The sequence below is a fragment of the Bradyrhizobium ingae genome, from assembly GCF_055791185.1.
The window spans coordinates 69,715-87,647 of sequence record NZ_JBVUBB010000022.1 but is presented as its reverse complement, the minus strand read 5'-3'; the positions used below and the strand labels follow the sequence as shown (position 1 = coordinate 87,647).

The following is a 17,933-nucleotide window of genomic DNA, read 5'->3' as shown; positions in this document are numbered from 1 at the left end:
GGATCATCCGTTGCGCATTGTCTGCTGAATCGCGGTCCAAATCCGATTCGGCGTTGCCGGCATGTCCAGATGTTCAACGCCAAGAGGGCGCAAGGCGTCCTGGATAGCATTCATCACCGCAGACGGCGAACCGATCGTCCCTGATTCTCCAACGCCTTTGACCCCGAGGGGGTTTGTGGCACTGGGAATGTTGCAAAACTCGTTCTTGATATCGCAGAAATGGTCGGCCCGAGGCATGGAATAGTCCATGAAGCTGCCGGACAGGAGCTGGCCATCGTCTTGATCGTAGACGATGTGCTCGAGCAGCGCCTGACCGACGCCTTGAGCTATGCCGCCATGTATCTGGCCTTCGCAGATCATCGGATTGAGCGGGTTTCCGACATCGTCGACGACAAAGTAGCGATCGATCTTCGTTGCGCCCGTGGACGGATCGATCTCGACTTCGCAGGCGTGGCATCCGTTGGGATAGTTCGGGATGTCTCCGGAAGCAGTCCCACTGCCGTCGAGGCCGAGGCCGAACTCCTGCGGGAGCGCCACCTTGCCGAAGAGGGCTTTCGCGGTGTCAATCAAGGATACGGTTCTGTTCGTACCGCGGGCGAGGAAATGACCGTTCCTGAATTCAATGTCCTGATCCGGCGCGTCGAGCAGTCGCGCGGCCATGCGCCCCGCTTTCTCGACGACCTGGTCCGCCGCGCGACGCAGCGCGACACCGCCCAGCAAGGAGGAGCGAGCGGCATAAGTGCCTCGTCCGAACGGTACCTTGTCGGTATCTCCCTGCAAGAAGCGGATCGATTCAAACGGAATGCCCAGCCATTCACTGACCAGTTGGGCAAATACGGTCGCATGCCCCTGACCATGCGAGTGCGTGCCCGCGAGGATGGTGACGCCGCCGCTTGGATCGAAGCGCAAATCCATGCGCTCGTTGAAAATGCCCGAGTGCTCTATGTAGTAGGCAATCGAACGTCCACGAAGCTTGCCGCGGCTCTTCGATTCCGCCAGCCGCTGATCGAAGCCCTGCCAGTCGGAGAGTTCGGCACATCTGTCCAGCAGGTGCGCAAAGTCGCCGGAATCGTAGACGGAGCCGGTAGCGGTTGCGTAAGGGAGCGCACGGGCGGGGATGAGGTTGCGGCGCCGTATTTCGAAAGGCGACAGCCCCATCTCGTGAGCTGCCTGATCGAGCAGTCGCTCGATGACATAGTTCCCTTCAGGGCGGCCAGCGCCGCGATACACGTTGACCGATGAGGTGTTCGTGAAGACCGCCTTCGTCGTCAGATGAACGGTTTGGACATCATAGGCTCCGGGCGTGTACCGCAATGAGAACACGAGCGGCGCAACGCCTGCCGCGACAATGTAGGCGCCTACGCCATGCAGTGCATGTGCCCTGATTGCCAGAATCTTTCCTTGCGCATCAAGCGCCAACTCGGCGGTAACGACCTGATCGCGTGCATGATGATCGCTGAGCAGCGAATCCGATCGGCTGGGAGTCCATCTGACCGGGCGGCCGCATTTGGCCGATGCCCAGAGAACCAGAATGTCCTCGGGAAAAGCGTCAGATTTCAAACCAAACCCGCCGCCCACGTCGGGAGAGACGACCCTTACTCTCGATTCGGAAACGCCGAGAACATTGGAAACCTGCTGGCGCACCGCGTGGGGGGCCTGCGAACTGGTGTATAGGGTGTAGCTATCTTCGGCGGTGTCGTAGTCGCCGATAGCCGATCGCGTCTCCATCGGGTTAGCGGCGATGCGATTGTTCTCCATTCGAAGCGTGACCCGGTGCGCGGCTTGCTCGAATGCCGCGGCGGTTTTCCGTTCATCTCCGATGGCCAGGGTAAATGACACGTTCCCCGGGCATTCATCCCAGACGTTCGGCGCCCCCGTTTTCGCGGCATCCTCAATCCGCACCACAGCGGGCAACGGCTCGTAGTCGACGACGATGGCTTCGGCGGCATCGCGCGCTTGCGCCGTCGTCTCGGCGACCACGATGGCCACGCGATCACCAATGCACCGGACGCGGTCGAACGCCAGAATGGGACGTTGTGTCCGAAATCCCTTTGGGCCGCCCATGTCTTCAGGCATGAAGAGAGGCGGCATGCCCGGAAGTCCTTCGTTTCGGACGTCGTATCCGGTCAGGATCTCAATGACGCCGGGCATGCTGCGCGCGGCATCCGTGTCAATGCGCAGGATGCGGGCGTTGGCGTGCGGCGACAGCAGGATATGGGCGCGGCATTCGCCAGGCAGCCGGAAATCATCCACATAGCGGCCGCGCCCGGTGAGAAAGCGCATGTCTTCGACACGACGAACCGGCTGACCAATCCCAAACGCGTTTACCATTGCTCCCCGCTGTATCGGACTGCGTTCCAGCCTCTAAATCCGTCTCGTTCGTGGTGCGGATGCTCGTGATCATACGGAGCGGCGACCCTGCCAGTCCTCATCGCCCAGCGATCAAACGTTCATCGAAAATGGGGGTATCGATGCTCGCGACAGCCCTCCTATGATTTCAACCCATTGGCGTTGCGGACGTGATTTGTCCGTATCCAATCCAATCGAGGCCTCGCTGACACCGTGATCGCGCACCCCCATGCATTGCCGGAATCAAAGCGCATCCGCGACCGAGGTGTCGTCACCTTCTTTGCGTTCTTCACAAGTCAATGCGCGGCGACAGCAATCTACGCCTCATCGCAAGATTTCACCGACGAGGTTTTGACGTCGGACCCGATCATTCGCGGGATCGAGTGCGCGGTGAACGACCTGGCGCCATGGCTAAGCCCGGAGTGCCCGCTCGAGAGTGGGATTCGGCGATGAACACAAGAGTACTCCGATGCAACCGGCAATGCTCGGTGATCGCCGGGACGAAAGAATGGGCGAGCGCATGAGCACAGCGATGGACCCGACGACGCGACGATTTCTGGACGCGCTTGCGGCTCAGCCAGGACCACGGCTTCACGATCTGTCTCCGGTCGAGGCCCGTGCCGCGCTGCGGGCGGCATCGGCCGGGCATTTCGAATTGCCGCCGGTCGAATTGGGTGAGATCACCGTTCCCCTCGAATCTGGCGGACATGTCGCGGTTACACTCGTCCGTCCAGCGGGTCGAAATGGACCACTGCCTTGTGCCATCTACATTCACGGAGGAGGCTGGGTGATGGGCGATTACGACGTCTTTCGCCGATGCGTCGTCGAGCTTGCGCATGGGACCGATGCGGCCGTCGCCTTCGTCAACTACTCACTGGCGCCGGAGGCCAGGTATCCGGTCGCTATCGAGGAATGCTACGCAGCGGCCCGATGGCTGTTCGACCACGCCCGCGATATCGACATCGATCCGGGCAGACTCGCGATCGTCGGTGAAAGCGCGGGCGGCGCAATCGCGGCGGCCGTTGTCAACTTGGCGAGAGACAGGGGTGGGCCTCGCATTCTGGTGCAGGTCCTCCACTGTCCGGTCACGGACGTCAGCAAGCAGTCGGCCTCGATGCGCGAATTCGCGCAGGGCTATTTCATTACCGAGCAGTCGATGCGCTGGAGTCGCGATCACTATCGGCCGAGCACAGCGGAACCGCTTGCGTCACCCCTGCTGACTTCGCTCGAGCAACTTCGCGGCGCACCGCTCACGCTGATCGTGACTGCCGAGTACGATCCCGTACGTGACGAAGGTGAGGCCTACGCGCGCAAGCTCATGGATGCTGGGGTTACCGTTACGGCAACCCGCTATCTCGGTACTATCCATGCCTTCACCTCGCTCAATCCGTTGAAGGATACGCCGGCGGCGCGAGCGGCAGCCCGTCAGACCCATGGAGCGCTTCGGGAGGCGTTTGCCGCAGCAAGCGGATGAAGCTGCGGCATTCCATGGCGCGGGTGCGAATGTCGCACGGACTGCCAAAGTTCGAAGGCCGCGAACGGCCTGCTCCGAAGCCGACCAATCTCAATCAGGAGAGCGACAAAGCATGATACGCCCTTGGGTCTTCGAATTCTTTCCGGAGTTGACGGATCAGGCCGCAACCGAATCCGATCGAGCTGTTCCGAAATATTTCGAGGGATATCTTTCATTGTGGGAGCGGGCGGAAAGGCTCGGTTTCGAAGGCATCTTCTTCAGCGAGCATCACTTCGGCAGCTCCTTCAGTTCGTCGCCGAACCTGTTGATCGCAGCCACGGCGGCGCGAACGAAAACGCTGCGCCTCGGCGTCATGGGTGTCGTGGCCCCCTACTACACGCCGGCTCGCATCGTCGAAGAAATCGGACTTCTCGATCAGCTGTCGGGAGGCCGCCTGGAAATCGGAACCGCCGTGGGCGTTCCACAAGAACTTGCGAAAGTCGGGCTGACCATGGATCAGGCGCGCGCGCTCTACAACGAGTGCCTTGATATCGTGGATGCCGCGCTGGAGACCGGCGTTGCCGACTACGACGGAAAGCATTTCAAGTACGAAAACCTGCGCCTTCTGCCGCGGCCGGCTCAAAAGCCGTGTCCGCCGAAATGGTCGACGGTCGTCAGCGTGGATTCAGCGCGACGGGCAGCGCATCGCCGCAGCAAGATCTGTACCGGGTTCATGTCGACGGAACAGGTCAAACAGGTCTTCGAGGCCTATCTTTCCGAGGCGCAAGGCCTGGGATTGGCCGCCGATGGCGGGCACCTCGGGCTTCGGCGGCGCGTGATCGTTGCCGAGTCGGAGTCGGAAGCCAGTGAGCTGATGCATTCCGCTCTTGAACGCTACAAGAGCTTCACGGCCAACGATTCACGGTTGAAATTCTCGCATGTTCCGGATGCGCCGCGACAGGGTGGTGGATTTACGGTGAGCGACGACGAATTCATCTCGGGCACTCCTAGCCAGGTTACTGATCGGATTGTCGCGCAGTGCCGGGCAACGGGCGCCCAGCATTTCCTGGCCGTTCTGCACTGGGGAGCGGCACTCGATGAGGTCAGGTCTGCCCATGAGCTGTTCGGCCGGAAGGTGATTCCTGTCCTCAAGAAGGCCGCAATCTAATTGCTGCCGCCGACGCAGACGGTGGTGATGCGCCCGCCGCCGTTCACGGCGGCGACGGCACGGCGTCTGCCAAATACTGCGCAAACAGGCGCTCGCCGTTCTGTGCCGCGCGGCGCTCCTGTTCGGCGACCTCAGTGCGTGCCTCGTCGTGGCGGCCAAGCTTGACCAGCGTCTGCGCGCGGAGCGCGCCGAACCAGGTCTGCCAGGTCTCGAAGCCCGTCGCCTTCCAGGCAGCGATGCCTTCGTCGAGGCGCGCAAGGCCGCTCTCCACCGCGCTGTCCTGGATGTCGGCCCAGCCGAGCGCGACGTCGGCGAAGGCGACGAATTCCGGGAAGCCCATCTCGACGCAGAACGGGCGGCAGCGCGTCGCCCAGTCGCGCGCGGTCGCGACGTCACCGCGCAGCATCGCGACAATGAAATTGGCGAGCATGGAAAAGCCGCGTGAATGCGGCTGGCCGAGCGCCTCGGCAAGCGGCACCGCGTCCCGCGCATGGGCCGCGCCGACATCGCCCGCGCCAGTCATCGCGCAGGCAATGCCGAGATAGAAGCGGCCGAACACGCCGAAATCCATCATGTAGTGCGGATAGAGCGGCGCATGGCGCTCCGGCCGGTAAAGCCCGACCGTCTCGCTCAGGCGTTTACGCGCTTCCATTGCGTCGCCGAGATGCAGGCGGATCATGCCGTTCATGTTGCCGGCCGCGAGCGTGTGCTCTTCGCCGGGGTCGTCGGCCTTCATCGCATCGAGCGCTTCGGCGAGCGGCAGCGCGGTTGCAAATTCCGCCTTGCCCCAGTGATACAGGGCAAGGCCATAAGTGATGCGGAACAATGACGGCGTGTCGGGCAGCGCGCGGCAAGTGTCGTAGGCGCGCCGCTGCACGGCGCCGAAGTCGGGACTGCCCGGGCCCTTCATCACCATCTGAGCCGGGCCGAGCACGGCGAGCAGGCCGAGCTCCTCGCGCCGGCGCGCCTCGTCGTCAGGCTGGTCGGCGAGCGCATCGAGACCCGCCTGCAACAACGCTGCCGCTTCCTGCGCGCTGCCGCGCCCGATCGCGGCGCCGCCCGCGCGCAGCCACCATCCCGCTGCCGCATGCGGCTTGCCGCCGAGGGTGAGATGGCGGGCGACGATCTCCGGCTCGCGCTCGGCGATCTCAGTGAAGTCCGCGATCAGCCGCTGCGCGACACGCTCGTGCAGCTCGCGCCGCGGCCGCGCCAGCAGCGAGGCGTAGGCGGCATCCTGGATCAGCGCGTGCTTGAAGCTGAGGTTCTCGCCCGGCCCCTGGCCGACCAGGCCGGAGGCGAGGATCGCCTGCAGGGGACCGTCGAGTTCCTCAAGGGACTGCTCCATCACCGCGGCGAGCAGCGCGGGCGCGAACTCGCGCCCGATCACGGCGCAGACCTGGATCACCCGCCGGGCCGGCCCTAGCCGGTCGAGCCGTTCGGTCAAGAGGTCGGAGAGGGTTTCGGGCAGATCGCCGCGGCGGATGCGATCCGGCGACTCCAGCATCATGCGCGTCATCTCTTCGACGAACAGCGGCACGCCGTCGGTCTTCGCGACGATGCGCGACACATCAGTGGGCGACAGCCCGATGTCGCGCCCGATCGCCTCGGCAAAGCGGGAGGAATCGTCCGCCGTCAACCGGTCGACCGCGAGCGTGGTCACGCTCTCTCGGTCGGCCCATTCGAACCGCGATCCGGGCCGCGTGGTCGCAATCATCATCAAGGGCGCGGCGGGGCTTGCCTCGACGAAGCCGGAGAGGAAATCGAGCGAGGTGGGATCGGCCCAGTGCAGATCCTCATAGACGACGACCAGCGGCTTCTCCCGCGCTTGCGCAACCATGAGCTCCTGCAGGATTGCGAGCGTGCGCGCACGCTGCTCGGGCGGGCTCATGCGGACCGGCGGCACATCCTCACCGGCGATGCCGAGCAGGCTCGCGAGCAGCGCCGGCGCATCGGGATCGGCCGCCGGGCGGCCGTCGAGAAACTTGCGCAGCTTCTGGAGCCGCGCACGGTCTTCGTCATGGGCCACGATGCCGCATTGGCGCTGCAGAAGATCGATATGGGGATGCAGCACGGTGTTGGCGAGCGCCGCGTTGCATTGCAAATTGACGGTCTGGAACGCGGCGTCCGGCGCGGTCTCGTCGAGCACATGCGCAAGGCGCGACTTGCCGATGCCGGCTTCGCCGACGAGATTGATGAACTGCGCCGATCCCCCGCACGCCACGTCGAACAGGCGCCTGAGCGCATCGCGCTCGACATGGCGATTGATGAGCGGAGCGCGGGCGATATCGAGCCGGCGCTCGAAGCGGCTGCGGCCGGCGCGGATCCCGGTGGCCACGAACGCGGCGATCGGCTCGGCGAAACCCTTCAGCGTCTGCGGCCCGAGCGCGCGCGCCTCGAACACGCCCTCGACCAGGCGCGCGGTCGATTGCGCCATGATGACCTCGCCCGGCGCAGCCAGCGACTGCAGCCGCGCGGCAATGTTGAGCGCCGCGCCGGTGAAATTGTCCTCGATGCGGGCGGTCGCCGCATTGCCCTGCCCGACGATCACACCGGTGGCGATGCCGACACGGACCTGAAGCGGCGTGCCGGCGACCGCGGGCGCAAGCCGCGCGACCTTGTCGACGATGGCAAGACCGGCGCGGACGGCGCGCTCGGCGGCATCCTCGTTGGCGATCGGGTAGCCGAAGCAGACCACCACGCCGTCGCCGAGATGATGCAGGATGAAACCGCCGAAGCCGTCGACGGTCTCGCGGATGGCCATGCGATAGGCGGCGAGGCCGTCGAGCAGCTCTTCGGGATCGCGTCCGTCGATCATCTGGGTCGAGCCGACGAGATCGGCGAACAGCACGGTCATGCTGCGCCGCTCGCCGAGCGCAAGCCGGACCGTAACCGGCTTCGCCTCTGCAACCCGCGCGCCGCAGGCGCCGCAGAACTTGACGCCCTCGCCGAGCGGCGTGCCGCACTGGGTGCAGAAGGCGGTCAATGGACCGGTGTCCGCTTCGGCAGCAGGGTAAAACCCTTGCTGCTCGTCTGCGCGTTGCCCATGGCGAACATCAGGAGCATGTCATAGTCGAGCCCCCGTGGCGCCTGCGTCAGAGCGCGGTGGACCGCCTGCGGATCGACCGGCGTCGCAGGATTGGGCGCGAAGCGCACGAACGGCAGCGCCGTCATGCTCGCGGTCGAGACGGCCGCGGGCAGCAGCAGCGCCGGCAACAGAAGCTGCGGCTGGTCGCCCGGGCGGTTCTGATACCACTGGGCCCATTGCGCGCCGCCCGGCGTGTAGAGGCAGAACGGCGATCCATCCGGCGGCAGCGACGCGATAATCGGTGAAGGATACATCCGTGCTGAGACCCCGCTTTGGGCGGTGCCATGACAGCTCAGGCAGGCGGACGCATGGAAGCCGCCGGACACGTTGGTATGCTTGACGTCCGGCGAGTCGCAATCGGCGTCGGTCTTGAGCTGGCCGCGCTGCACACCCTCGACCAGGATCACGCCGTGGCGCTGGGCGATGTCGATCGGTCCCGACATGCGTCCGCCCCATCCGAGGGTCGCCTCGGTGTACGCGGACGCCTTCGGATTGTGCCAGAACTGCGTAAGCGCCGTGCCGGGCGGATGACCTTCCGGATAGAGATCGAATTGCGGATCGTTGCCCCAGGTGGCGCCGAGCGGCACCAGCTGGTCCCAGGCGCCCGTACCCTTGGGTGCATCCTTGTCATAGACGAAGGTGGTGAACACCCAGCCCGTTTCCGGCGCCGCGTCGGTGTCCTTGACGATGATGTCGAACTGCATCACGCGCAAATCCGTCACTTGCAGCGTGTAGGGCGCCTTCGAGCCATGCAGGCGATGGTCGATGATCTCCTTGAGCGGCGGCCGGTACACGCGCCAGATCGCGGCGCCATCGACCACCGGCCAGTCGGCCGGCGTCGCCGCCACGCCTCCGGCCTTCACCACGAGTGCTCCTTCGGGAAAGCTCGCGGCATCGAAATCGGGGTTGCCGATGTCCTTCCAGATCTTAGCCAGCATCGTCGCCGCCATGCGGTCGTAATAGACGATGGTGTGGTTTTCGGTGTCGCCCTTGAGCCCGCTGTTGGTCTCGCTCGATCCGAGGATGATCTGCCCGGTGAAGGCCCCAAGGATCGGATCGCGTCCGCTGTCATAGTCGCCGGGCGCATCCGCCGGCCCCATCCAGGGCATGTCGTACCAGCCGCTCGAGGCCGGATCCCATTGCGCGGGCGCCTCGATCATCTTGCGCAGCGACGGCGCGACATACTCCTTCAGCCGCGCCATGTAGTCAGCGGCGTTGGCAACGGTGATCGGGCCCTTCGGCTTGACATCGCGCCACGAGCGCTCCGGCGGCTGCGCCGGATAATCGTGGCTCAGCTTGCGGAACTTGTACGGGCCCTCGAACGGCGGCGGGTTGGAGTTCGCTGGCGGGTAGGCGCCGAAATTGGAGGCGAACGGATCGGGCGCGTCGGCCGCGACTGCCGTCGCCGGCATGAGCGCAGATATCAGTACAAATTCGAGCGTCGTTGCGACCGTAGCGACGACCGCCCAGTTCGACCGGGATCGAGATCGCGGCATGTGCACCCCCTCGTGCCCCAGGGACTACTGCTCAAGCGCGCATGCCTGCAGGGCACGGACTACGGCGATCAGTCTGATCCCGAGATGCCGTTTGCGCAAGCGCGCCGGCGGACGCCCCTATTGAATTTGCAGAACTATGGAATTTGCAGAAATTTTGAGATCTTGCCGAAACGACCCTGCCGGGGCGGCTGACACATTCAGAAACAAACACAGCGCCTCCCCCGGCGCATGAGGCGTAGCATGGGATCACCGGAAGACATGTGACATTGTTCACAATTCGGTACGGGCTGGCGGCTGACGTCGACGACGCGCGGCATCGACCTCCGGCGCGGTGCCATGCTCGGCCGGACCGCCGACGCCGCCGTCAACCCTTTCGTTCTCCACGGGCCTCGCTAGCGCCATTGAACCGGCGACCGAACCTATTCCGGTGGCCTTTTCAATTGTGGTGAACTTTCCTGGGATGTGATGCGCGCTGCTTGAAGAGATGGTGCCGGTTCATATCGCAGTACGTGTTCCACCGGCCGGATGCTGAAGCCAAGCACTGCTCCCTTGTCTGGTAAGAACAGTCACCAGAGGCGCCAAGCCCTCCACCATAGACACACCAGGGATAGTCATGTGCTGCATGAGCAGAGGTGACGGCGGTCAATAGCGTCAGTACGACCAGGATCGTGCGCATCGTTGCTCCAATGGAAAACAGGCGAATATGACGGCAGAGAGCGGGTACCGAAACGACAAAGCGACTGTTGAGCTAGATCAAACGTTTCCGGGCTCGTAGCCGTTCCCGTGGCGCACCGTCTGTAGCTTCGTCTCCCAAGCAGCAACGGACGCCCTCGTTTCCGAAATGCCCGCTCTGCCGCCGTCAACATACCTATTTTACAGGTATCCTGATTTCGCCCAGCCCCTCGATTCCTCCCGTCATCACTTGGCCGCGCTGCACCGGGCCGACGCCTTCCGGCGTGCCCGTCATGATGATGTCGCCGGGCTTGAGCGCCATCGACCGCGAGCAGATCGAGATGATGTCCGGCACGGGCCAGATCAGCTTTGAGATGTCGGAATCCTGCTTGATCGCGCCGTCGACGGCAAGCCAAATGCGGCCGGCACCTGGATGACCGACGTCCGAGACCGGTCGCAGCGGGGCGATCGGCGCCGACAGATCGAAACCCTTGCCCCAGTCCCAGGGCCGGCCCTGCTCGCGGGCCTGAAGCTGCAGATCCCTGCGCGTCAGATCAATGCCGACGCCGTAGCCCCAGACATGATCGAGCGCGCGGTCGAGCGGGATGTCCGTCCCGCCCTGCCCGATCGCGACGATCAGCTCGATCTCGTAGTGGAAGTTGTTGGTGAGCGGCGGATAGGGAACGGTCGCGCCGTCATCCACCACCGCATCTGCGGGCTTCAGGAAGAAGAACGGCGGCTCGCGGTCGGGATCACGGCCCATCTCGCGGGCGTGCGCCGCGTAGTTGCGGCCGACGCAGATGATCCGGCGCACCGGAAAGCGCGCCGCGGAATCGTGGACCGCGACCGAGGCGTGCAACGGCGGCGGCAGAACGAAATCGGAGTGAGTGTTGGTGTTAAGCATTGCCGCGGTCCTCTCGGTAAAGATGCAGGGCTTCCTGAATGGGACGATCGGAATAGGAGAAGATCACGGCGTCGCCGTCGATCGACTCGTGACGCACGCGATGCCAGGAGGGAACGACGAAGATGTCGCGCTTGCCCCAGTCGACCACGGTGTCTTCGCCGGATCGCGACGAGATGATGCTGCGCCCCCTCCCCTCGATCGGCACGAACACGGTTGCATCTGTCGAGCGGTAAGCCGCCGTTGCAAACCCCTTTGGCAAGAGCTGGATGAAGGTCGCCATGGTGGCCATGGCGTGATTGCCGGTGATCGGGTTGGTGTAGCGCATCTTGAGACCGTGACATGCGTCCCAGGCGGCAGCGCGTCGCAACCGCTCGAGCGCCTCGCGTGTTCGCGCATAGGGATAGTTGAACACCGGCGAGGTGCCGCCGCCTCCGCGATGATCGACGGGAAGCAGATTGTGGCCGTAACGGGCATCGCTGTCGCCGATGGGACGGGTGATCGGCTGCTCGTCGACGTCGAGATGCTCGGCGAAGGATGCATCCAGCATCTGAATGACAGGAATATCGAGACCATCCAGCCAGAATACCGGATTGGGGCTGGGGTTGCCGTGATCGTGCCAGGCCCAGGGTGGCGTGATGATGAAATCACCCTCGTGCATGATGGTACGTTCGCCGTTCACCGCCGTGTAGGCACCCTCGCCCTCGAGGATGAACCGCAGCGCGGACTGCGTATGACGATGGGCCGGCGCGACCTCGCCCGGCATCACGAGTTGCACGCCGGCGTAAAGATCCGTCGTGATTTTCGACTGACCGCGAAGACCGGGATTTTCGAGGACCAAAACCCTGCGCTCCGCCTCCTTGGCGGTGATGAGACTTCCGGCCTCAAGCATGTATGCGCGGATCTCGTCAAAGCGCCAGGATGCGGGGCGACACGCGCTCCGCGGTTCGGGCGTCACAAGGTCGGCCAGTGACAGCCACAGCGCCGTCAGGTTCCGCTTGTCGATCTTGTCATAGAAGGCGCGCCGCTCTGCCGTGTCGGCCGTTGGCGCCATGATGGCTTGTTGCGACATCCGTCTGTCTCGCTGTTAGTGATGAAGCGTCGCGGCCGACGGCGTGAGCTTGAGCGCCGGCTCACGTCGGCGAAGCGCGATCACGGCAAGGCCCGCCAGCAGGGCCGGTACTGCCGCCACCAGAACGACGGACTGCGCATCCCAGCCGAAGCCGAGCAGAACGCCTCCTGCGACCGGACCAATGATCGAGCCGATGCGGCCGACGCCGAGTGCCCAGCCGACGCCGGTGGATCGGATCTCGGTCGGATAGAGGCCGGCGGCGAGAGCGTTCATGCCGATCTGCGCGCCCACCACGCCGAACCCGGCGAGGAATGTCGAGATCATCAGCGTCCAGACGTTGGCCGCTCCAAATGCGATGCCGGCGATGAAGAGCGCCGAAGCGGAATAGGCGCCGCCGAGCACCAGATACGGATCGAGCCGGTCGACGAAGCGGCCGAGAACGATTGCGCCGACGACGCCCCCGGCGTTCAGCACCGCTGTCGAGAGGATCGCGATATTGAGCGGCAGGCCGCTCGCCTTGAGCAGCGAGGGCATCCAGTTCACGAGGAAGTACATCACGAGCAGGTTCATGAAGAACGCGACCCAGAGCAGCAGCGTCATGGATGCGCGACCTTCCACGAGAAGCTTCGTCACCGGAAAGCCGGAGGCTTTCGATCCATGCATGACATACCGGCTGCCGGTCGAAGCCGGAACGGTCGGATCGAGCCTGACGAGCAATCTTGCGATCCGCTCGTCTGCAACGTCGCGTGTCATCAGATAGCGGATCGACTCGGGCAGCCAGACGGTCAGCACGACCAGGGTGACGAGAGGAAGCACGCCGCCGACGACGAAGACCGCTTGCCAGCCGAGCGCACCGATCAGAGGCGCGCTGATGACGCCGCCGATCGTCGACCCCATCGGAAAGCCACAGAACATGATGGCGATGAGCAGCGCGCGCATCCGCTTCGGTGCGTATTCGCTCGTCAACGCGATGATGTTGGGCATCGCACCGCCGAGTCCAAGACCTGTCAGGAAGCGATAGACCAAGAGCTCGTTCAGCGTGGCCGCACGCGCCGTGACGAGCGCGAAGATGCCGAACAGCAGCACCGAGAACAGGATCACGCCTTTTCGGCCGAAGCGATCCGCCGCCGGGCTCAGGACGAAAGCGCCGACCGCAAGGCCGGCCAGGCCCGCACCGAAGATCGGACCGAAGCCGGCCATGGCGATCCCCCATTGCGCGGCAATTACCGGCGCGACATAGGCGATCGCCTGCGTGTCGAATCCGTCGAGCAGGGCGATCCACGCGCAGAGAATGAGGATCAGAAGCTGGAGGCGTCCGAACCGCGCCTCTTCGATGACCTCGGTAACGTCTACAATATTCGCAGCGGACATCACGAACTCCAGTAAGCTTGGGTTTCCAGGCCGGTGACAGTTGAGTAAGAGAAGGCGGAGCTGGCTGCTCGTTCACGCCACCAACGGGGCGCTGCGCAGCTTCTGCCGATCGATCTTGCCCGTTCCCGTCTTCGGCAAATCGGACCAGTATTCGATCAGGCGCGGATATTTGTAGGGAAGCAGCTTTGACTTGACGTGATCCTGCAGCTCACGCGTCAACGTATCGCTCGCCGCGTGACCGTCACGAAGGATCACGAATGCTTTCGTGGTCATGCGGCGATCGGGAAGCTCCAGGCCAAGGACCGCGCATTCGCGGACGGCGGGATGGTCCGACAGGCAGAGCTCGATCTCGACCGGGTAGATCCACTGGCCGCTGACCTTGATGAGATCGTCGACGCGACCGACGAAGGTGAAGAAGCCGTCGGCATCCTCGACGAGCCTGTCGCCGGTCCAGATCCACCCCTCCTCGCGCATGGTCTGCTCGGTCTTGTCGGGCCTGTTCCAGTAGCACGGCGCGTTGGAGTGACCGCGCACCCACATCACGCCCTCTTCGCCTTGCGCGACGGGCTGCCCTTCGGGCGTGGTCAGCCGGATCTCGTACCCCGGAACGCGCTTGCCGGCGGTCCCGGTCTTTCCCTGTTCGCGCGTGTTCGAGAGATAGATGTGCAGCACCTCGGTCGATCCGAGCCCTTCGACGATCTCGAGACCGAAGCGCCGTCGCCAGTCGTTGAAGATGTCCTGCGACAGCACTTCGGCGGCCGACAGGCAGAGGCGCACGCTCGACAGGTCGGCGGCGTCGATGCGAGGATGATGCAACAGCGCGTTGTAGAGCGTCGGCAGGCCGAAGAAGAGGGTGGGCTTGAACCGCTCGATCATGTCCAGAACCGCACCTGGCTCGGGGCGCCCGGCGAGCAGGACCGTACTGGCGCCGACCGAGAACGGGAACGTGATCGAATTGCCGAAGCCGTAGGCGAAGAAGATCTTCGGCACGGAGAAACAGATGTCGTTCTCCTCGATCCCCAGGATGTGACGGCCGAAACTATCCGCCGTGTAGGCCATGTCGTGCTGGAGATGCACGATGCCCTTCGGCCGGCCGGTGCTGCCCGAGCTATACATCCAGAACGCCATATCGTCGCGGCGCGTGGGTGCAGCCTCCAGCTCCGCAGGAAACTGGGCGAACCATTGGTCGCCATTCAGCACCTTGATCGAGGACGGTTCGCATGCGGCATCGCCGTTCACGACGACCAGCGCGCGAAGCGACGTTCCCGCGATAGTCTCAGGGTCGAACAAGGCCGCATATTCGGCATCGACGACTGCGACCGGCGCGGACGAGTCCTGAAGGTAGAAGGCAATGAGGTCCTTCGGCGACAGCGTGTTGATCAGCATCGGCACGAAACCCGCACGGATCGCGCCAAAGAGCACTGCCGGATAGGCCGCCGTATCGTTCAGCAGAAGGAGCACGCGGTCGCCAGCGCCAAGTCCGAGCGAGCCGAGCGCGTTTCCACACTGGGCGGCCCTGGAACACAGCTCGCCATAGCTGGTGTTGCCGGTCGCAGCAAAGATCGCAACCTTGTCGGCACGACCCGCACTGAGATTGGAGAACAGGATCTCGCTGGCGTTGTAGCGCTCGGCGACTTCGAAGCCGATCTCCTGCGCGCAGGGCGCATCGTCGGGGACATGGTCCACTATCGCGTGGCTGATTCCGTCCGTCATGGGAGAGCTCCTCATCATCACGATGCGTTGGAGATCAATGAGCTGGCGTCGTAACGCGCCATGAAGCGCGGCGACATCGCGCGGAGCTGATTGTCGTCGATGCGACCGGAGCGGGTGATGTAGCTGTAGCCGAAGTCCAGCGGATTAAGCTTCATGTGCTCGGCAAAGCGTTCGTACCAGGCAGCGCTGGTCCTTGCGGCCTTGACCAATTTCTCCACCACCGGGCGGCGCGCGGCCTCGTAGTCTTCCAGCGCACGGCGGAGGCTGTGCGGCTCGCCGTCCAGTGCATTGACGAGGAAGATGACGTCCTCGAGCGCGAGTCGCGTGCCCGATCCGATCGAGAAGTGCGCGGTGTGGAGCGCGTCGCCGACGAGCACCATGTTGCGGTGCGACCAGCGATCATTCCACAGCCACGGAAAATTCCGCCAGATCGACTTGTTGTTGACGAGCTTGTGCCCTTCGAGGGTGTCGGCGAACACTTTTTCGCAGATCGCCCTGCTCTCTTCCTCGGTCTTCTCCGCAAAGCCGGCGCGCAGCCACGTGGCGCGATCGCACTCGACGATGAACGTGCTCATCGTCGGCGAGTAGCGGTAGTGATGGGCATTGAAGCTGCCGTACTCGGTTTCGACGAAAGTCTGGGTCAGCGTTTCGAAGCGCTTGGTGGTGCCGTACCAGGCGAACTTGTTGTCGTCATAAGAGAGAGACGTCTTGAAGTCGCCTTCGTAGGTCCTTCGGACCAGCGAGTTCACGCCGTCGGCAGCGACGATCAGATCGTATCCCGCAAGTTCGTCGACGGAGCGCACGACCCTGCCGAAGTTCAGTTTCGCGCCAGCGGATCGCGCACGCTCGGTCAATTGCGTGATGAAGTCGAGCCGACCGACCGCGGAGAAGCCGACGCCGTCGAGCGCGACGTGCTCGCCGCGATGAACGAGCGTGATGTCGCGCCATGTCTCCATGCGCGCCGAGACGGCTTCTGCCGTTTCCGGATCATCGACGCGCAGGAAGTCGAGCGCCTTGTCGGAGAAGACGACGCCAAATCCCCAGGTCGCACCTTCCGGATTCTGCTCGAAGACGTCGACGTGGTGCTCGGGATGCCGACGCTTCCACAGATACGCGAAGTACAGCCCCGCAGGACCGCCCCCCAACACAGCAATGCGACCGAGCCGCATGACCTTATCCTTCCCTGTTCGTTGCTTACCGCTTCTTATTTCGTATTATGCAATAGATTTCCTGATATGCAATATATTTTTGCGCACTGAGGAAACATTTTTCTTATAGGAAATACGACGGGCGAGGCTAAGCTTCGGCCCGGCGTGCTGCGGCAGGAGATTTTCGGATGTTTGAAACAGCTTTCACGATCGAGTGGGGCGATTGCGACGAAGCCGGAATCGTCTTTTATCCCAACTACTTCTATTGGTTCGACTGCACCTATCAGCGCTGGCTGCGGAAGCACGGGCTGAGCCAGCGCGAGCTCAAGCGCCGCTTTTGCAGCGTCACTCCGCTCGTCAATGTCGGTGCCCAGTTCGTGGGGCCAGCCCGCTACGATGATGAACTGGTGATCCGCGCAGAAGTCGCCGAGTGGCGAGAGCGGAAGTTTCGAATCGACTACAAGCTGTCGGTGGGAAACGTGCAGATTGCGAGCGGCTTTGAGCAGCGCGCCTGGGCTTCCGTCACGGAGACCGGCGAACTCCGCGGCGCGAGCGTGCCGCCAGAGTTCAAGGACATGTTGAAATGAAACGGACGCGCCCGAAAGATAGCGATGAAGAGAGCGGCGGGACAGCTCCCGGCGGCATCCAGGCTCTCGATGCCGCGCTTTCGGTCCTGCGAGTCCTGCGATCCTTTGACGGGCCGGCGACGTTGTCGGATATCGCGCGCGAAGCCGGCATGCCACCGAGCAAGGTGCATCGCTACCTGGCAAGCTTCATTCATGCAGGACTTGCCGTGCAGAAGGAGCGATCCGGCCGGTACGATCTCGGCCGCGAAGCCGCGGAGCTGGGGGTTGCGGCCATCAGCCGGAACAACTTCGTCGTCCGCGCTTCCGACGAGCTCGAGGAATTGGCCGCAGTAACCGGACAAGCCGCGCTGCTCGCCGTCTGGAGCCACAATGGCCCGACCGTTGTTCGAATGGAGAGAGGTCCCCATCTGACGACCACGTCGATCGGTCTTGGCAGCACATTTCCCCTGCTGGACTCCGCGACCGGACGCGTCTTCCTGTCCTATCTGCCGTCTCCGCAATTGGCCGCGCGCCTGCAAAACGAACTCGATCGCGCCGCTTCTGCCGGTGTGAGCTGGCCGGATCTCAATCCCAACCCCGAAAGCGTCGAGGCGCTGACGACGAAAATCCGCCGCGAGCGCATCGCCTATGTCGACGGACGTTACATTCCGGGCCTGATCGCGATTTCGTCCGCGATCACGAACTGGCAAGGCGAGATTGAAGTCGCCGTGACCTTGTTCGGCACGCACAGGGACCTGCTGCAGCCCGACAGTCCGGCGCGGACCGCCTTGATCGAGTTTGCCTCCCGTCATTCGATCGCGCGCTCGGCCCAACTCGACAATTCACGTGGTGTGCGCGCGCGTTAGCTGCGAGCTTTCAATGACCACCCATCCAGCTCCGATCGGGGAAACGCGGTCTCGAGATTCCGAACGTATGTAA

At 63.7% G+C, this 17,933-nt stretch carries 13 protein-coding genes; 4 read left to right on the top strand and 9 right to left on the bottom strand.

Annotation, left to right across the window (positions count from 1 at the left end; genetic code table 11):
• Positions 1-3: 3 nt before the first annotated feature.
• On the bottom strand, positions 4-2,331 hold the full coding sequence (locus ACV1FX_RS27075; protein ID WP_473120618.1) for a xanthine dehydrogenase family protein molybdopterin-binding subunit: 2,328 nt from the start codon (positions 2,329-2,331) through the stop codon (positions 4-6).
• A 538-nt stretch (positions 2,332-2,869) separates the two neighbouring features.
• On the opposite strand from ACV1FX_RS27075, the gene ACV1FX_RS27070 reads away from it, so the two are divergent.
• A complete protein-coding gene (locus ACV1FX_RS27070) occupies positions 2,870-3,823 on the top strand; it encodes an alpha/beta hydrolase (RefSeq protein ID WP_473120617.1) in 954 nt (317 codons plus the stop codon).
• A gap of 112 nt (positions 3,824-3,935) precedes the next feature.
• Complete coding sequence (locus ACV1FX_RS27065) at positions 3,936-4,970, top strand: LLM class flavin-dependent oxidoreductase (protein WP_473120616.1); 1,035 nt, start codon at positions 3,936-3,938, stop codon at positions 4,968-4,970.
• Positions 4,971-5,013: 43 nt separating this feature from the next.
• Here the strand turns inward: ACV1FX_RS27065 and ACV1FX_RS27060 are convergent, their stop codons facing one another.
• From ACV1FX_RS27060 to ACV1FX_RS27025, 8 genes are all read right to left on the bottom strand, one after another.
• Positions 5,014-7,953: an AAA family ATPase gene (locus ACV1FX_RS27060; protein ID WP_473120615.1), complete on the bottom strand. Its 2,940-nt coding sequence runs from the start codon at positions 7,951-7,953 to the stop codon at positions 5,014-5,016.
• On the bottom strand, positions 7,950-9,551 hold the full coding sequence (locus tag ACV1FX_RS27055; RefSeq protein WP_473120614.1) for a hypothetical protein: 1,602 nt from the start codon (positions 9,549-9,551) through the stop codon (positions 7,950-7,952). Before ACV1FX_RS27055 ends, ACV1FX_RS27060 begins: the two co-directional genes overlap by 4 nt.
• 436 nt (positions 9,552-9,987) lie before the next feature.
• Positions 9,988-10,227: a DUF3551 domain-containing protein gene (locus ACV1FX_RS27050; protein ID WP_473120613.1), complete on the bottom strand. Its 240-nt coding sequence runs from the start codon at positions 10,225-10,227 to the stop codon at positions 9,988-9,990.
• Between the two features lie 192 nt (positions 10,228-10,419).
• Entirely contained in the window at positions 10,420-11,127 is a 708-nt protein-coding gene (locus ACV1FX_RS27045; RefSeq protein ID WP_473120612.1) for a fumarylacetoacetate hydrolase family protein, read from the bottom strand.
• Positions 11,120-12,196, bottom strand: a complete 1,077-nt coding sequence (gene gtdA / locus ACV1FX_RS27040) for a gentisate 1,2-dioxygenase (protein ID WP_473120611.1) — start codon at positions 12,194-12,196, stop codon at positions 11,120-11,122. Before gtdA ends, ACV1FX_RS27045 begins: the two co-directional genes overlap by 8 nt.
• A gap of 15 nt (positions 12,197-12,211) precedes the next feature.
• A complete protein-coding gene (locus ACV1FX_RS27035; RefSeq protein WP_473120610.1) occupies positions 12,212-13,567 on the bottom strand; it encodes an MFS transporter in 1,356 nt (451 codons plus the stop codon).
• A gap of 72 nt (positions 13,568-13,639) precedes the next feature.
• Positions 13,640-15,268, bottom strand: coding sequence for a benzoate-CoA ligase family protein (locus tag ACV1FX_RS27030; protein ID WP_473120654.1), 1,629 nt, complete (start codon positions 15,266-15,268; stop codon positions 13,640-13,642).
• 29 nt (positions 15,269-15,297) lie between these two features.
• Positions 15,298-16,449: an FAD-dependent monooxygenase gene (locus tag ACV1FX_RS27025; RefSeq protein WP_473120609.1), complete on the bottom strand. Its 1,152-nt coding sequence runs from the start codon at positions 16,447-16,449 to the stop codon at positions 15,298-15,300.
• Positions 16,450-16,616: 167 nt separating this feature from the next.
• On the opposite strand from ACV1FX_RS27025, the gene ACV1FX_RS27020 reads away from it, so the two are divergent.
• Both ACV1FX_RS27020 and ACV1FX_RS27015 read left to right on the top strand, forming a co-directional pair.
• Positions 16,617-17,015 (top strand): acyl-CoA thioesterase, encoded by a 399-nt coding sequence (locus ACV1FX_RS27020; RefSeq protein WP_473120608.1) that lies wholly within the window; start codon positions 16,617-16,619, stop codon positions 17,013-17,015.
• Positions 17,012-17,860, top strand: coding sequence for an IclR family transcriptional regulator (locus ACV1FX_RS27015; protein ID WP_473120607.1), 849 nt, complete (start codon positions 17,012-17,014; stop codon positions 17,858-17,860). Before ACV1FX_RS27020 ends, ACV1FX_RS27015 begins: the two co-directional genes overlap by 4 nt.
• Positions 17,861-17,933 lie beyond the last annotated feature (73 nt).

Excerpts from the sequence above, each read along its gene's own strand:
- ACV1FX_RS27075 (WP_473120618.1), bottom strand. The coding sequence starts at position 2,331 with ATGGTAAACGCGTTTGGGATTGGTCAGCCGGTTCGTCGTGTCGAAGAC.
- ACV1FX_RS27070 (WP_473120617.1), top strand. The coding sequence starts at position 2,870 with ATGAGCACAGCGATGGACCCGACGACGCGACGATTTCTGGACGCGCTT.
- ACV1FX_RS27065 (WP_473120616.1), top strand. The coding sequence starts at position 3,936 with ATGATACGCCCTTGGGTCTTCGAATTCTTTCCGGAGTTGACGGATCAG.
- ACV1FX_RS27055 (WP_473120614.1), bottom strand. The coding sequence starts at position 9,551 with ATGCCGCGATCTCGATCCCGGTCGAACTGGGCGGTCGTCGCTACGGTC.
- ACV1FX_RS27050 (WP_473120613.1), bottom strand. The coding sequence starts at position 10,227 with ATGCGCACGATCCTGGTCGTACTGACGCTATTGACCGCCGTCACCTCT.
- ACV1FX_RS27045 (WP_473120612.1), bottom strand. The coding sequence starts at position 11,127 with ATGCTTAACACCAACACTCACTCCGATTTCGTTCTGCCGCCGCCGTTG.
- gtdA (WP_473120611.1), bottom strand. The coding sequence starts at position 12,196 with ATGTCGCAACAAGCCATCATGGCGCCAACGGCCGACACGGCAGAGCGG.
- ACV1FX_RS27035 (WP_473120610.1), bottom strand. The coding sequence starts at position 13,567 with ATGTCCGCTGCGAATATTGTAGACGTTACCGAGGTCATCGAAGAGGCG.
- ACV1FX_RS27025 (WP_473120609.1), bottom strand. The coding sequence starts at position 16,449 with ATGCGGCTCGGTCGCATTGCTGTGTTGGGGGGCGGTCCTGCGGGGCTG.
- ACV1FX_RS27020 (WP_473120608.1), top strand. The coding sequence starts at position 16,617 with ATGTTTGAAACAGCTTTCACGATCGAGTGGGGCGATTGCGACGAAGCC.
- ACV1FX_RS27015 (WP_473120607.1), top strand. The coding sequence starts at position 17,012 with ATGAAACGGACGCGCCCGAAAGATAGCGATGAAGAGAGCGGCGGGACA.